General features: G+C 44.8%; 15 protein-coding genes, 1 tRNA gene and 1 pseudogene. 6 read left to right on the top strand and 11 right to left on the bottom strand.

What is annotated here, in order from left to right; genetic code table 11:
• Window positions 1-9: 9 nt before the first annotated feature.
• Genes C9889_RS10930 through C9889_RS00665 form a run of 3 tightly spaced genes read left to right on the top strand, consistent with a single transcriptional unit; the run spans window position 10 to window position 2,794 of the window.
• The gene (locus C9889_RS10930) at window positions 10-1,452 is read left to right on the top strand and encodes a DNA topoisomerase (protein WP_318531453.1); all 1,443 of its coding nucleotides are present in this window, start codon (window positions 10-12) and stop codon (window positions 1,450-1,452) included.
• 19 nt (window positions 1,453-1,471) lie between these two features.
• Window positions 1,472-2,341: a topoisomerase DNA-binding C4 zinc finger domain-containing protein gene (locus tag C9889_RS10925; RefSeq protein ID WP_318531452.1), complete on the top strand. Its 870-nt coding sequence runs from the start codon at window positions 1,472-1,474 to the stop codon at window positions 2,339-2,341.
• A 9-nt stretch (window positions 2,342-2,350) separates the two neighbouring features.
• The gene (locus C9889_RS00665; protein WP_129596408.1) at window positions 2,351-2,794 is read left to right on the top strand and encodes a GIY-YIG nuclease family protein; all 444 of its coding nucleotides are present in this window, start codon (window positions 2,351-2,353) and stop codon (window positions 2,792-2,794) included.
• A gap of 3 nt (window positions 2,795-2,797) precedes the next feature.
• Here C9889_RS00665 and C9889_RS00660 read toward each other — a convergent pair whose 3' ends face one another.
• From C9889_RS00660 to C9889_RS00635, 6 genes and pseudogenes are all read right to left on the bottom strand, one after another.
• Window positions 2,798-3,316, bottom strand: coding sequence for a nitroreductase family protein (locus tag C9889_RS00660; RefSeq protein ID WP_129596406.1), 519 nt, complete (start codon window positions 3,314-3,316; stop codon window positions 2,798-2,800).
• Window positions 3,317-3,357: 41 nt separating this feature from the next.
• Window positions 3,358-4,365 (bottom strand): ketol-acid reductoisomerase, encoded by a 1,008-nt coding sequence (gene ilvC / locus C9889_RS00655; protein ID WP_129596404.1) that lies wholly within the window; start codon window positions 4,363-4,365, stop codon window positions 3,358-3,360.
• A 29-nt stretch (window positions 4,366-4,394) separates the two neighbouring features.
• Window positions 4,395-4,880 carry an acetolactate synthase small subunit gene (ilvN, locus tag C9889_RS00650; protein ID WP_072358032.1) on the bottom strand — a complete coding sequence of 162 codons (486 nt, stop codon included), beginning with the start codon at window positions 4,878-4,880 and terminating at the stop codon, window positions 4,395-4,397.
• Window positions 4,880-6,577: pseudogene (locus C9889_RS00645) on the bottom strand (acetolactate synthase large subunit). The gene ilvN and the pseudogene C9889_RS00645 overlap by 1 nt, the downstream one beginning before the upstream one ends.
• Window positions 6,578-6,611: 34 nt before the next feature.
• Window positions 6,612-8,093 (bottom strand): (R)-citramalate synthase, encoded by a 1,482-nt coding sequence (locus C9889_RS00640; RefSeq protein WP_129596402.1) that lies wholly within the window; start codon window positions 8,091-8,093, stop codon window positions 6,612-6,614.
• 194 nt (window positions 8,094-8,287) lie between these two features.
• Entirely contained in the window at window positions 8,288-9,340 is a 1,053-nt protein-coding gene (locus tag C9889_RS00635; protein WP_129596400.1) for a M42 family metallopeptidase, read from the bottom strand.
• Window positions 9,341-9,484: 144 nt separating this feature from the next.
• Here C9889_RS00635 and dinB point away from each other — a divergent pair, with 144 nt between their 5' ends.
• Window positions 9,485-10,579, top strand: coding sequence for a DNA polymerase IV (gene dinB / locus C9889_RS00630; protein WP_225419917.1), 1,095 nt, complete (start codon window positions 9,485-9,487; stop codon window positions 10,577-10,579).
• Here the strand turns inward: dinB and C9889_RS00625 are convergent.
• The 5 genes from C9889_RS00625 to C9889_RS00610 all read right to left on the bottom strand — a co-directional run bounded on the left by C9889_RS00625 (window position 10,571) and on the right by C9889_RS00610 (window position 13,423).
• Window positions 10,571-11,332, bottom strand: coding sequence for a DUF1624 domain-containing protein (locus C9889_RS00625; protein ID WP_225419916.1), 762 nt, complete (start codon window positions 11,330-11,332; stop codon window positions 10,571-10,573). The genes dinB and C9889_RS00625 overlap by 9 nt on opposite strands.
• Window positions 11,333-11,359: 27 nt before the next feature.
• Window positions 11,360-11,788: a Zn-ribbon domain-containing protein gene (locus C9889_RS00620; RefSeq protein ID WP_129596394.1), complete on the bottom strand. Its 429-nt coding sequence runs from the start codon at window positions 11,786-11,788 to the stop codon at window positions 11,360-11,362.
• 61 nt (window positions 11,789-11,849) lie between these two features.
• The gene (locus C9889_RS00615) at window positions 11,850-12,512 is read right to left on the bottom strand and encodes an MTAP family purine nucleoside phosphorylase (RefSeq protein ID WP_225420078.1); all 663 of its coding nucleotides are present in this window, start codon (window positions 12,510-12,512) and stop codon (window positions 11,850-11,852) included.
• Complete coding sequence (locus C9889_RS10195; protein ID WP_225419915.1) at window positions 12,509-12,709, bottom strand: hypothetical protein; 201 nt, start codon at window positions 12,707-12,709, stop codon at window positions 12,509-12,511. Before C9889_RS10195 ends, C9889_RS00615 begins: the two co-directional genes overlap by 4 nt.
• Window positions 12,710-12,724: 15 nt before the next feature.
• Window positions 12,725-13,423, bottom strand: coding sequence for a phosphoribosyltransferase (locus C9889_RS00610; protein WP_129596392.1), 699 nt, complete (start codon window positions 13,421-13,423; stop codon window positions 12,725-12,727).
• Between the two features lie 135 nt (window positions 13,424-13,558).
• On the opposite strand from C9889_RS00610, the gene C9889_RS00605 reads away from it, so the two are divergent.
• Window positions 13,559-13,633 (top strand) — tRNA-Met (locus C9889_RS00605).
• A gap of 82 nt (window positions 13,634-13,715) precedes the next feature.
• Complete coding sequence (locus tag C9889_RS00600; RefSeq protein WP_129596390.1) at window positions 13,716-14,567, top strand: DMT family transporter; 852 nt, start codon at window positions 13,716-13,718, stop codon at window positions 14,565-14,567.
• The last annotated feature ends 40 nt before the right edge of the window (window positions 14,568-14,607 follow it).

Here is a 14,607-nt window from a genome sequence, read left to right as displayed (position 1 = left end):
GCCCTGTATATGACTATTGTTGTATTTGCTGAAAAAAACAAGGCTGCAGCCAAACTTGCGACTATTTTGAGCGGAGGTAATAGTACAAGAGAGCATGTGGCTGACCTGCCGGTTTATTCCTTTGTGGCTAAAGGAGATGAATACAAGATCATTGGTCTTGCCGGGCACATTACATCCTATGATTTTGATCCGGCTTACAGGGACTGGAAGGCAATTGACCCTGCGGTCCTGCTGACAGCCAATCCTATCAAAAATATCACCAAGAAAAATTATGAACGGGCTGTCAGGCAACTTGCAAAGCAGGCCGATTCCATTGTACTTGCCTGTGACTATGACCGGGAAGGAGAAAATATCGGTTTTGAGGCACGTGATATTGCTCTGCAGGTAAGAAAAGTGCCGGTAAAAAGGGCCAGATTTTCTTCTCTGTCTGCAAATGAGGTTGAAAAGGCCTTTGATGATCTCGTAGAGCCGGATACCAATTTGGCCATGTCCGCGGATACCCGTCAGATACTTGACCTGAGAATGGGTGCGGCTTTCACCCGTTTTATGACCCTTGCTGTGCGGGAGAAAGCATACACAAAAAATATTTTGTCAATTGGTCCCTGCCAGACTCCAACCTGCGGTTTTGTATATGAAAGGGAAAAAGCCATCCGTGATTTTAAACCCGAGGATTTCTGGAAAATAGAAGCGGTTTTCCAGGCAGGATCCAGTGAATTTGAAGGTGTGCACCGTAAAGGCAACATTCGGGACATTGAACTTGCAAAACAAATATATGAAAAACTGCAGGGCACCAGAGAAGCGACCGTGTTTCGCCTCAATATCAAAGAAAAACAGATCAATCCTCCTTATCCTCTAAATACGAATGAATTCCTCAAACGGGCTTCCCAATTCCTAGATATCAGTCCGGAAAAAGCCCTGGAAATAGCAGAGCAGCTTTACCTGGCCGGCTTTATCAGTTATCCCAGGACAGAAACAAACCTCTATCCTGAGGATCATGACTTTAAATCCATGCTTAAAAACCTGCTCAGGATAGGTGAATACGCTTCCTTTGCAGAAAATTTACTCAAAACGACAGTATCTCCCCGTAATGGGAAAAAGGATGGCCATGATCACCCCCCTATCCATCCTATAAAAGCAGTTTCCGAAAAACAGATCAAAAATGCAGTTAAACTGGATAATTCCTGGAAAGTATATGACCTGATTGTACGTCATTTTCTTGCCAATCTTATGGATTCTGCCCTCTTTGAAAAAACTCACATGGAAGTGCATGTGAAGGATGAACCTTTTGATTGTAAGGGTTCGGTTATGAAGTCCGAAGGATGGAAACAGGTCTATCCGTTTGAGATATCAAAAGAAAAGCTCCTTCCTCCGGTGGCAGAAGGGGACAAGGTGGCTGTAAACAAACTCACAAACACCAAATCCCAGACCACACCTCCCAAAACGCCTAACTGAAGCCGAACTTCTGACCCTCATGGATAAACATGGTATAGGAACCAAGGCAACAGCCCCTTCACACATCGAAACAAACAAGAAAAGAGGCTATTTTGAGATTAAAGGCAAGACCATTTCGATGCTGGATACCGGTTTTAATCTCATGGACGCACTGGGGGTTTCAGTACCTATATTGATACAACCTGAAATCAGGGCAAAAATTGAAGGGTTGATAGAGGATGTTGAAAAGGGAAAGAAATCCTTTGACGAGGCAATCAGTGAAGGTACCGTCCTTATACAGAAAATGTATACCCGGCTCAAGTCCGGTAAAGGCGATATTGTGCTGCGTATTGCAGGTTCTATAAAGGATGAAAAACTGGCTGAAGATAGGAATAATCACATTGGAAAATGCGATAAATGTGGCAGGACGCTGAGCATTATACGTACTGATAAGGGTCGTTTTGTAGGTTGCAGCGGCTATCCGGATTGTCGCAACACGTATCCTCTTCCCCGAAAAGGTTCCCTGGATGTAATGCGCTCCCGGGAGTGCAAAATGGGCGGATTTGCCGTACTCAAGGTCGGTGGTGGAAAATATTACTGGAGTGTTGGAGTTGGTCCATGCTTTAATTGTGAAAAGCAAAAACTATGCTTCCCGCCTACTGTTATAGGAAAATGTCCTCCCTGTGGCTCTGATATGATATTGATTGAGACCAAAGATTCGAAATTCCTGGGATGTGCAAGACGCTGTGGTTTTACATGTTCATACCCCAAAAAGGGTCGTGTTACACTGCGCAAGGAGACCTGTGAAGAATGTGGGTGGAAAATAGTCAGGGTAAAGGAACCCAAGAAGGATGCCAGGCATTATTGCATTAACCGCAAATGCAATAAAAAATTCAAGAATCTGCTCTGAGGTTATATTATGTGTCCCAGAGGGACCTACTGTCTTATACTGAAAACGGATGGTTGTACTGTTGGTGTAGGCAGTCTCAAATCCATAGTATTTGAAGCAGGCTACTATATTTATGTGGGCTCTGCCCTGGGTCCCGGCGGACTAAAACGTATGCATCGCCACCAAAAGCTGGCCCGGGAAAAGGACAAAAAACCCATGTGGCATATTGATTATTTACTTGTCCATCCGGATTTTGAATTTGTGGATGTTGTCTACACCTGCTCTGAAAAACATATCGAATGTGGCATTGCTGCCAATCTGCAGGGAACTTATGTGTCGAAATTCGGTTGTTCGGATTGTTCCTGTCAATCCCATCTTTTCCACAGGTTGACCTGTCCTGTAAATGAAATACAAGCAGCAATCGAGGAAAGCGGGCAAAAACCAAAAATATTGAGTGAAAATGATGATTCCTGAGGATCACCATTCATTCTCAAAATTATCCCTGTATGTAATTTCTGCCAGGGATTTCCTTGTGGATGACCTTTCTTCATCTGTCGGATGACCTATTGCGATAACTGCCATAAATTCCATATCTTTCGGTGCTTTGAGAATTGAGTTCACTTTTTCATCCTGATTGAGTATTTCTCCCAGCCAGACAGCACCCAGGCCAAGTTCATTGCATGCAAGAAGCATGTTCTCTATCGAAGCACCTATGGACTGAATGTCCTTGGTACGATTGTATCCGCTTTCCTTATCGAAATAGAAAGCAACAAGCACTTTTGCCCCTCTCACAGTGTCACTGTAATGGGTGCAATTGGATAACGCTTCAATAGTGTCTGCCCTGCGAATCACCACAAACTTCCAGGGCTGGTTATTGAGTCCTGAAGGAGCCCAGCGGGCACATTCTAACAGAGTTGTGATGGCCTCATCATCCACATCCTCATCTGTAAAATGGCGTACACTTCTGCGGTTGTAGATATTATCTAACGTGTTCATGTTTTCCTCCAAAAAAGGAAAGGAAAAAAGAGAAAAAAAGATTACTTTTCGTTGAGTTCACTGTTAAGCCAGGGCATCATGGCACGCAGTTTCCTGCCTACCTCTTCAACCGGGTGTTCCCTGTCCTGACGTTCCATTGCTTTGAGGACAGGATTGTTGGCCTTATTTTCCAGTACGAAATCTTTTGCAAATTCACCGTTCTGGATGCGATCCAGGGCTTCATACATTGCCAGGCGGGATTCATCGTTGATGACCTTAGGTCCAACTGTCATTCCACCGTATTCTGCTGTGTTGGAGACAGAATACCACATTTTTTCCAGTCCACCTTCGTGGATGAGGTCTACGATAAGTTTGACTTCGTGAAGTGTTTCAAAATAGGCCATTTCAGGCTTGTAACCTGCTTCGACCAGTACTTCAAAAGAGTTCTTGATCAGGGAAGCTACACCGCCACAGAGGTCTACCTGTTCACCAAACAGATCGGTCTCGGTTTCCTCACGGAAAGTTGTTTCGATGACACCCGCACGGGTACATCCCACACCCCGGGCATGGGCAAGGGCCAGTTTCTTTGCATTGCCTGTAGCATCCTGGTAGATCGCGATCAGACCGGGCACACCTGCATTGTCCATGTAGGTCCTCCTGACTAAATGTCCCGGACTCTTTGGAGCAACCATGTAGACATCAACATCTGCAGGGGGCACGATCTGGTTGTAGTGGATGTTGAACCCATGGGAAAAGACAAGTGCATTACCTCCTTCAAGTCCCGGCTCGATTTTATCCCTGTATACATCAGCCTGTACTTCGTCGGGCATGAGAATCTGGATGATATCAGATTCCCTTGCAGCATCTTCAACAGACATGACCTTCAGGCCATCTTCTTCTGCCTGTTTCCAGCGTCTGCTACCAACCCTCAGGCCGACCACTACATCAAGACCGGAGTCATGAAGGTTCTGTGCTTGGGCGTGTCCCTGGCTGCCATAACCGATAACTGCGATCTTCTTGCTATCCATCACTGAAAAATCAGCATCTTCATCGTAATATAGATCTACCATTTATTTCAATCTCCTGTTAAATATTATAGTTATGAACTTTTTGAGCCCCTTGTTAGGGCAATTCTTCCTGTACGGACAAGTTCCTTGATTCCGAAGGGTTTGAGAAGTTTCTCGATAGCGGCAATTTTTTCTTCATCACCGGTAACTTCAATGGTAATGGATTTTGACGCTACGTCAACAATACGTGCACGGAAGATATCAACTATCTGGATTATCTCAGCCCTTGTATCCTTATCGGACTTAACCTTGATAAGAGCCAGTTCCCTTTCCACGGATTCGTCAGCACCAAGATCGGTAACACGAATCACATCGATCAGCTTATTCAGTTGTTTGCTAACCTGTTCTACGACATGGTCGTCTCCGCGGACCACCAGGGTCATTCTGGAAACGTTAGGATCTTCAGTAACTCCTACTGCAAGACTATCGATATTATATCCACGTCTTGCAAAGAGCCCTGCCACCCTGGACAGCACTCCGAACTTGTTCTCTACCAGAACTGCAAGTGTGTGTCTCATTATTTCCTCTCTAGGTCAAGTATTTCATTGATAGGTGCACCTGCAGGCACCATTGGCGATACGTTTTCCTCACATTCTACAATAAAGTCTATAATTACCGGTTTTCCGGAATCCATCGCTTTTTCAAGGGCCGGTTTTACCTCGGAAGTTTTCTCAACCCTGATACCAACCGCACCATAAGCTTCGGCCAGTTTCACAAAATCAACACTGTCCCGGATGCAGGTATGTGAATAACGCTTTTCAAAGAACAATTCCTGCCACTGCCTGACCATCCCCAGGTAACCGTTGTTCATTATGGCTACGATCACCGGAATGTCATTCTGGACAGCAGTTGCGATTTCCTGGGAATTCATCTGGAATGAACCATCGCCTGCAATATTGAATACCACTCTATCCGGTTTTCCGACCTTGGCACCGATTGACGCAGGATAGCCGTATCCCATTGTCCCAAGTCCTCCGGATGTGATGAAACTCCTGGGTTCACTGAACTTGTAATACTGGGCTGCCCACATCTGGTGCTGGCCGACTTCAGTAACTATGATAGCATCTTTGCATGCTTCATAGATCTGTTCAATAATGTATTGGGGTTTGAGTCCGTCCTGTTCACCAACATAGTGCAGAGGATAGGATTTTTTCCAGCCCTCTATCCTGTCCAGCCACTCTTTCCGGTTTTCTTTCTCAACAGGTTTTACGTATTTGTTAAGGGAGGCAAGGATGTTCTTTGCGTCCCCGACAATCGGTATATCCACCGCTATGTTCTTGGAAATCTCGGCAGGATCGATGTCAATATGCAGGATTTTTGCGTTGGGTGCAAAGGATGCAAGTTTACCCGTCACGCGGTCGTCAAATCTTGCACCGACTGCTATTAGAAGGTCACATTCCTGTATGGTGTAATTGGCATATTTGGTTCCGTGCATGCCGGGCATTCCCACGTAAAGGGGATGTTGTGTCGGGAAACCACCTATACCGGTAAGGGTTGTGGTTACAGGTGTCTGTACATGTTCGGCAAACTGCAGTAGCTCTTCACTGGCATTTGATCCAAGTATTCCGCCACCTGCATATATCAAAGGCTAATGGGCTTTTTCAATTGCGGAGGCAGCTCGCTTAACCTGCTGGAGATTTCCCTTGTAGGTGGGTTTGTACCCTTTAAGGTCCACTTTATCCGGATAGGAAAATTCGATTTCCTCGGTTGTTATATCCTTGGGTAGATCTATCAACACGGGTCCGGGTCTTCCTGTGGATGCAATGTGGAAAGCCTCTTTGATTATACGGGGCAGGTCCTTTGCATCCTGCACAAGATAGTTGTGTTTGGTGATTGGCATTGTGATGCCGGTGATATTTGCTTCCTGGAACGCATCGTTGCCTATCATTGAACGGGGCACCTGTCCTGTGAGTGCGACCATTGGTATAGAATCCATGTAGGCATTTGCAATACCGGTTACAAGGTTGGTGGCACCTGGTCCGGAGGTTGCAAGACATACACCAACCTTGCCGGTTGCCCTTGCATATCCTTCTGCGGCATGGGCTGCTGCCTGCTCATGCCTGACAAGAATGTGTCTGAGATCGGATTTGTATATCTCATCATATATGTGAAGAAGGACACCACCGGGATAGCCGAAGATAACCTCCACATTTTCTTCATAGAGGCACTCGATGATTGCGCGTGCACCTGTCATCTTGTTGTTATTTTCACTCATTATATCCCTTCGTTTTCTTCTCTTGCTTCTAACTTCAATTCATTAGCTGGTTTATTGCATTTATCACAGCTTCAACGGATGCTGTGATTATATCTGTACGGGCACCCCGGGAGCTAACCATTTTTCCATCCTTTGAAAGTTTAACACGCACTTCCACCAGCGCATCAGTACCGCCGGTTATCGCGTCGACGTGGTATTCTTCCAGCTGTACATCCCCTATACCTGATACAGCCTTGCGTATTCCTTTTACAACTGCATCTACGGGACCATCCCCGATATCGGCTTCCACAACTTCCTCACCATCCACGGTTATCCTTACCGATGCGGTTGGCATAACCTGGTTACCGGATACGATGGTGAAATCTTTGAGTTTGACCCGGGATTCCCTGTAAATGTTCAGGACGGTGTCGGCAATTGTTTGTAAATCGGAATCTGTGACATGTTTTCCATGGTCCCCTATTTCTTTGACCCGGGTGAGGATTTCATTGAGCTGGGCATCGTCTACTTCCAGTCCGAGTTCTTTCAATGCCAGGGTTACTGAGCTTTTGCCGGCGTGTTTGCCCAGAACTATTTTTCTTTCCCTGCCCAGAACTTCGGGTTTCAGGGGCTCATATGTAGAAGTGTCTGCCAGCAGTCCGTGTACATGAATGCCTGCTTCATGGGTGAATGCATTGCCTCCAACGAGCGATTTATTGATGGCCACAGGTATGCCGGTCAAGCGGCTGACCAGTCTGGATGTTTTATAAAGTTCTTCTGATTTTATACCAGTTCTGTGATCATAAAGCCATTCCAGGATCATCACAACTTCTTCCAGTGAGGTATTCCCGGCCCTTTCACCGATCCCATTTATGGTCATATGGGCTTCCCCGGCCCCGGCTTTCAGGGCAGCTATGGTATTGGCTACGGATAGTCCGAAATCATCATGGCAGTGAATGCTTACCGGTACACTGCATGTACTGGAAAGTTCGCTGAAAATATTTTCCGTTTTTTCGGGAACCAGCATTCCCACAGTATCACAATAGCATAACCTGTCGGCTCCGGCATCGATACCGTCTTGGTAGAGGCTCTTCAGGAAATCAAAATCTGCCCTGGATGCATCTTCCCCGCTGAATTCAACAATCAATCCATGATCTTTTGCGTATTCAATGACACGGGTTGACATTTCCCTGACTGCTTGCCTGTCCTTTTTCAATTTCACATTGATATGCAGGTCTGATACAGGTGCGACCAGATGGATGGAATCCACATCGCATTCCAGGGCGTAGTCTACATCCTGCTGCATTATACGGCAATAACTGCATATTTCAGAATCAAGACCTTCAGCAGTGATTCCTCTTATAGCGTTTCTCTCACCTTCGGAGGTGATAGCAGATCCTGCTTCGATGATGTGTACTCCCATTTCGTCCAGTTTACGGGCGATCCAGAGTTTTTCTTCACAAGTCAGTGCTACACCGGGTGTTTGTTCACCGTCTCTCAGGGTAGTGTCCAGAAAGCGTACATTTTCGAATAATACAATCCCTCACGATTTTTATGAATATTGTGCAACCATGTGACACGCTCATATTAAATATAAGTTCGCGTTGACCATATGACTGTTAGCCTTTCATGCATACAAAAGGTAAATCATGAAATGCTTTGAAAATAGAATTCTATTATTAAAATAATTGATGGTATAAGCCGGTTTTAATGTGAAAAGTAATTGGAGAAGTATTAGAAATACTTCCCTACATTTTTAGCTGCTTTTGCAACAAGAGAGGCGCTTGCTTTAAGGTCATCAATGGAAATCACTTCTACCGGTGAGTGAATGTATCTTGCAGCCACACTGATTGTACTTGACGGAACACCTTCCCTTGTCAGGTGTATTGCGGTTGCGTCGGTGGTTCCTCCGTCTCCCACATCGAGCTGATGGGGCAGGTCATTCTCCTGTGCTGTTTCTTTTAGCCATTTGACAACCTGTTTGTCTGCCATCAGGCCCCTGCCAGCACCATCAACTACAGTAATTACCGGACCCTTGCCAACTTCCAGGGCTGAATCTTTCTTTTCTATGCCGGGATGGTCACCGGGGATGGTGACATCTGTTGCAATTGCAATATCCGGATTCAGACCGAAAGCAGATGTGCGTGCACCTTTAAGTCCCACCTCTTCCTGGACCGTTCCCACAGCATAAATTGTGGCATCAATATCCATCTCGGAAATCTGTTTCAGGGCGTCGATCACCATGGCCACCCCAACCCGGTTATCAAAGGCTTTGGAGGTGTAGAGACCATTTTGCAATGCCACGAAGTTCCTGTCTATAGAAATGGGTGTACCAACTTCGATTCCTAGGTTTTCGGCATCTTCCTTGTCCTTTGCCCCGACATCCACAAACATTTCTTCTGCCTTTATCGGTTTCTTTTTATCCTCATCTTTCATCACGTGAGGAGGTTTGGAACCGATGACACCCGGGATAGGTCCCTTGGTAGTGTGCACCATGACACGCTGGCTGTGCAGGGTCTGGTCAAACCAGCCACCGATAGTCACAAATCTGAGAAATCCGTTCTCATCGACGTATTTAACCATAAGCCCTATCTCATCCATATGTGCAGCAAGCATAATGGAAGGACCTGTGCCCTTTTTAGTACCTATGAGGTTTCCCATTTTATCTACTTCTATAGTATCTACATAGGGCTTGATTTCCCTCTCCATGATTTTGCGGATACTTTCTTCATTGCCGGAAATTCCGTGGGCATTTGCCAGTTCTTCAAGAAGTTTTTCTATTTCCATTTGTATACCTTCCTTGTTTCTTTTAGGTTTAATAGTTCTCCAGAGATAAATAGTTTTGAGTAAGTGGTGAAAGGATTATTTAATTTACAGGTATCACGATATATGGTGGAAACATTTTAATTCTGGACAACAGAAGATATGCAGATGCCTCCATCCCGAATAATTTTCCATATTGATATGGACAGTTTTTTCTCCTCAGTAGAAGTGCGTGAGAGACCATCCCTTAAGGGCCTCCCGGTCGTGGTTGGCTCTGACCCAAAAAAAGGGGAAGGAAGGGGTGTGGTAAGTACGTGTTCCTATGAGGCGCGCAATTATGGCATCCATTCGGCAATGCCTATTTCGAAAGCCTATATGCTTTGTCCGGATGCGGTCTTTTTGCGGGTGAATATGCCCCTCTATAAGCAGGCATCGGAAAATATAATGCTACTACTGCAGCGCTACACTTCTGTTTTCCAGCAGGTAAGTGTGGATGAAGCATATCTGGATGTTACTGATATTGTGAAAACCTACACTGAGGCACAGGACCTTGCTTTCAGGATAAAGAAAGAAATGTATGATGATGAGGATCTCACCTGTTCTATCGGGATAGCACCCAACAAGATTGTGGCTAAGATTGCTTCTGATTACCAGAAGCCCGACGGTCTGACGGTTGTGAAGCCTGAAAATGTACAGGAATTCCTGTTTCCGATGGAAGTATCTGCCATTCCCGGTGTAGGCAGGCGTACCCGTGAGATCCTGGGTAAAATGGGCATCCTGACCATTGGGGACCTTGCACGCACCGATGTGCAACTGCTTGTATCACGCCTGGGCAAATCCGCCCTTAAATTGCGCCAGATGGCGCTGGGTAATTATTACAGTAAGGTGGCCGGTAAAAGTGAGGTTAAATCCATAAGCAAGGAGGATACCTTTGAAGAAGATGTCGGGGATATGGAACTATTAAGGGAAACTATGGACAGGCTTGCGCAACAGGTACACAGCAGGTTGGTCAGGCACGGTTATGTATTCCGTACTGTCAACCTAAAGATACGGTTCGAGGATTTTACTACATACACACGGGCTTTTTCTCTCAGGGCAACCAGCAATGACCTTTCTGTGATCTGCAAGATAGGCACCCGTATGTTACAGGAATTCAGCTGCAAGAAGAAGGTAAGGCTAATCGGGATAGGTGTTTCGAGCCTGATAAAGATAGATTCTCAACAGACTACCCTGGAAGATTTCATAAGAGGGGGATCAGAATGAAAATGGAAACCTGATCAGACCCAGCAGGTAAAGGACCAGGATTATGGCCGGCTGGTGCAACAGGTACATTGCAAGGGACCTTTTTCCCATTGCAGTGAGCAGTCTTACCGGGGCAAAGCCTGTCATATCAGGAATGTTAAATCTTCTTTCATAGGCCGGATACAGGTGATTGCTGGTGGCAATTCCTATCAGTACAAGACCAAACCAGGGAAGCAGGGGAAAATAATCAAGTGTCTGGAATGATGTGGAATGCACTCCCAGCCACAAAAACCAGTCATTTGGCACACGTATTGTTTTCAGGTAAAATCCAATTGCGATTACAACTCCCGCGACAATTAGGTTGGCATGTTTCTTTTCAATCAACGGATAGGCAATTATTATTGAGATTCCCAGAAAATGCAGAATCCCGAAAATGATTGGCATAGAGGGATACGCAAACCAGCTTACTAAAGTAATCAGACTTCCCCAGAAAAATATCCGAATTCCCCTTTTTACATATTTGTGCCAGGGATTTCTGTTTTCTGGATGTTTCAAACGGTATCGTGAATAACTAAGGCCCAGGGCAATTCCTGCAGTATATATAAAGAGAACAGCTGAACTTCTACCGATTATCCATAATTTGCCCTGATTAACTGCGAAAGAAAAATTGCCCAGCAGGTCCAGGTCATAGAATGTATGGTATATAATCATGAGGACAATGGCACAGCCCCGCAAAAGGTCAACCTCCCAGAAACGTTGCTCAGGCAGTACCATTGATTTTACCATGAAAAAAGGATAATATCATTTTTTCTTGCGCTTGCCATGGAATGTGGAGGCCAGATCTACTGCATAGGTCCCGTTTTCCTTGATTGCCATGATAATCTCCTCGCGTTCAAGCAGGGAATCAAGGTTCAACTCATAGGACCCGGGACCAATAATACGTACAGATTCAACTTTCTCCCCGTCTTCTTCAATAATGGTGCTTTCTTTATGCTCAATCCCTATGAATTCATCAACTTCATGAATGAATTCCTCGGAAGGAGATGTCTTTTCTTTTTCCTCAGTAACTTCTTTTGCGGTTTCACTACCTTTCTCTACTTCATCAGTTTCCTTTTCGGACTCATTGCTTACGTAGAGAAATTTGTTCCATCCACAGTTCGGGCAGCCATTGAGGATAACTTCGGCCCCGTCTTCAAATACAGTCTCACATTTAGTACATTTGTGGGGCATTAGTTCACCGGTTTACTATTTGGCTATCTGTCTTTTAACCCTTACGAGTAAATGGCTTATTTTAGTCGATATATTTACCAATAAGAGTTTTTAGTCTGTACTTTGTTTCGTAAGGTATCATCTCAGGATCAGTCATTATTGCTCCATCAAGAGCATGCCTGCATTCACAATCCTGTTCAATATCAAGGGATTCAAGTGCCTGACGAATAATAGTTCTAACTGCTTTTTCGTTTTTTACTACATTTCCAATGATTGTTTCCATAGTCACATCTTCTTCATGCCATACATCATAATCAGTCACAGTTGCAATGGTGCTATAGCAGATTTCGGCTTCACGTGCAAGTTTTGCCTCAGGTATGGCAGTCATTCCGATTATATCAAAACCCAGTGACCTATAAACATTTGATTCGGCCCTGGTTGAAAACTGGGGCCCTTCTATACATACGTAGGTTCCTTTGGGATGACTGTTGTAGCCGTTTTCGATTGCAATTTTATGGAGCAAATTAGACATCCCGGAACAAAAAGGATCAGCAAAACCCGTGTGAGCAACTATGTCTTGATCAAAGAAAGTTGAAGGGCGAAGTTTTGTCCTGTCATATATCTGGTCAGGGATTACAATATCCAGAGGCTTTATCTCTTCTTTCAGGCTTCCAACAGCTGAGGCGGCTATTATCTGTTTGACACCAAGTTTTTTCAGGGCAAAGATGTTGGCTCTGGAATTCAGGTTGGTTGGAGAGACCCTGTGTCCTGTCCCATGTCTTGGTAGAAAACAGACTTTTTTTCGCCAAAATCTCCCACTGTAATCGAATCCGACGGTTTGCCAAAAGGTGTATCCACCTCTATCTGGCGGACGTTGTCAAATAGACTTACGTCATATACGCCGCTTCCGCCGATGATCGCAATGTCTGCATGTCCTTTCAATATATCACCTTATTTTCAAAGTTTTTTCCAGAATGTTTTGCCCTTTGTGATTTCGGAAGTTATAATTCCTCTTCTTTCCATCTCCCTGAGAACCTCAACAAGACGGCCAGGTTGGGCTATTTCAAAAGATGTGGATTCCATTGAATGATGTTCATAAAGGGTATGTTTCAGAGCGGGAATGTCCCAGTATTCGGCTTCTTCATGTTCCATGGTGCCGGTAATGATGTCGGTCATATCCTCGATGAAATTCCAAGGGAAAACTATCCATGCCCATTCCTCCAATCTTTCACCACAATAATCGGGTTCAAGGGCAGAGTTATAGAGGTACTGGAGGGTAGCGGTCCTGATCTCTTTTGGATCCTGCTTCTGAATATAATCCTTTGCATGAAGCATACTCTGGCCACTGTCTGTAATATCATCCACGATAAGTACTTTCTTGCCGGTAGCGGCACTTTCTGCCAATGGGTAGCGTATTATTGGTTCGTCGCCTGCAACGGCAGTTCCTGTATAGTGTTCGATCTTAAGGCTTGTAAGATCATCCAGTCCCAGAAAGTCACACATCACGCGACCGGCAAACCATCCGCCTCTGGCCAGTGCAATAATGATATCGGGTTCATAACCAGAATTTTTAACGTCTTCAGAAACGTCCCTGCAAAGATTATAGATGTAATCCCAGTTTGTAATAACACATTTGAATTTATCAGGTAATGCCATTGAATTTCCTCCTGCTATGGAATGGTTTAACCGTGCTGTGTTATATCTTTTTTCATATAGTTTTTCCATGCACAACCTTTATGTACCATAATACCGTTATCAGGTTCCTCGACAAACGCAATATAAGCCACCCGTAGCGGGGTGGGGTAGCCAGGAGATCCCGACGGGCTCATAACCCGTAGACCGATGGTTCGAATCCATCCCCCGCTATACACTCTTCTTTTGAACATATTAACTTTGATTTCTACTTTAATGTCGTCAAATTTAAGGGTCCAGACTCATTCTAGGCAATATGTTTCCATTTCCTGCTGAATTGCTAGTCGTAGTTTTTGGTCTTGCAGCTGCTATGTCCTGGGGTACGGGAGATTTCAGTGGCGGTATTGCAACCAGAAAGACCAGTGTTTATATGGTTGTTATGATAACCCAGTTCATAGGTTTCTTCTTACTTGTTACTACAGGCCACATAACCTCGGAACCCCTCCCTCTAAAAATTGATTATTTATGGGCCCTTCTGGTAGGGATATTCGGGAATGTAGGAATTCTTTCCCTTTACAAGGGCCTCTCATCGGGAAAAATGGGCCTTGTAGCGCCTGTTTCTGCGGTTGTTGCCGTTCTTGTTCCTGTTATTTACAGCCTTTTTACAGAAGGGTTACCTGCATTCCATAAAATTTTGGGATTTAGTATTGCTCTTGTAGGTGTTTGGTTAGTCTCAAGCAGCAGCAGTATGTCAAAAATTAATATAGGTGATCTCAAACTCCCCTTTCTTGCAGGACTGGGATTTGGATTGGCTTATATCTCAATAAGTAATTTCAGTGGAGTTTCAATCTTCTGGACACTGGCAGTTGCTAAAATTGAAGGTGCAATAATATTGCTGTTGTTTCTATTCTCAAAAGGCAACCTATGCATACCGGTTAGAAAAGTGGCTTTGCCTATTCTTATCGCAGGTATTGGTGACACTGCAGGCAGCATCTTTTTCACAGCAGCAAGTCAGGTAGGGAGGCTGGATATTGCCACGGTCACATCTGCTCTTTACCCGGCAGGCACAGTCCTGCTTTCCTGGATAGTGCTTGGTGAATATCTATCTTCCAGACAATGGGTGGGAGTATTGATGGCTTTGTTTTCAGTTATTTTGCTGTCTGCTTGATAGGGTACTGACCATTTGTCACAAAATAATTATATAAAAC

The organism is Methanohalophilus profundi (assembly GCF_004137855.1).
In the GTDB taxonomy this organism is placed as follows: domain Archaea; phylum Halobacteriota; class Methanosarcinia; order Methanosarcinales; family Methanosarcinaceae; genus Methanohalophilus; species Methanohalophilus profundi.
The sequence above is the reverse complement of the archived record's forward strand: the minus strand, read 5'-3'. Positions and strand labels throughout refer to the sequence as shown.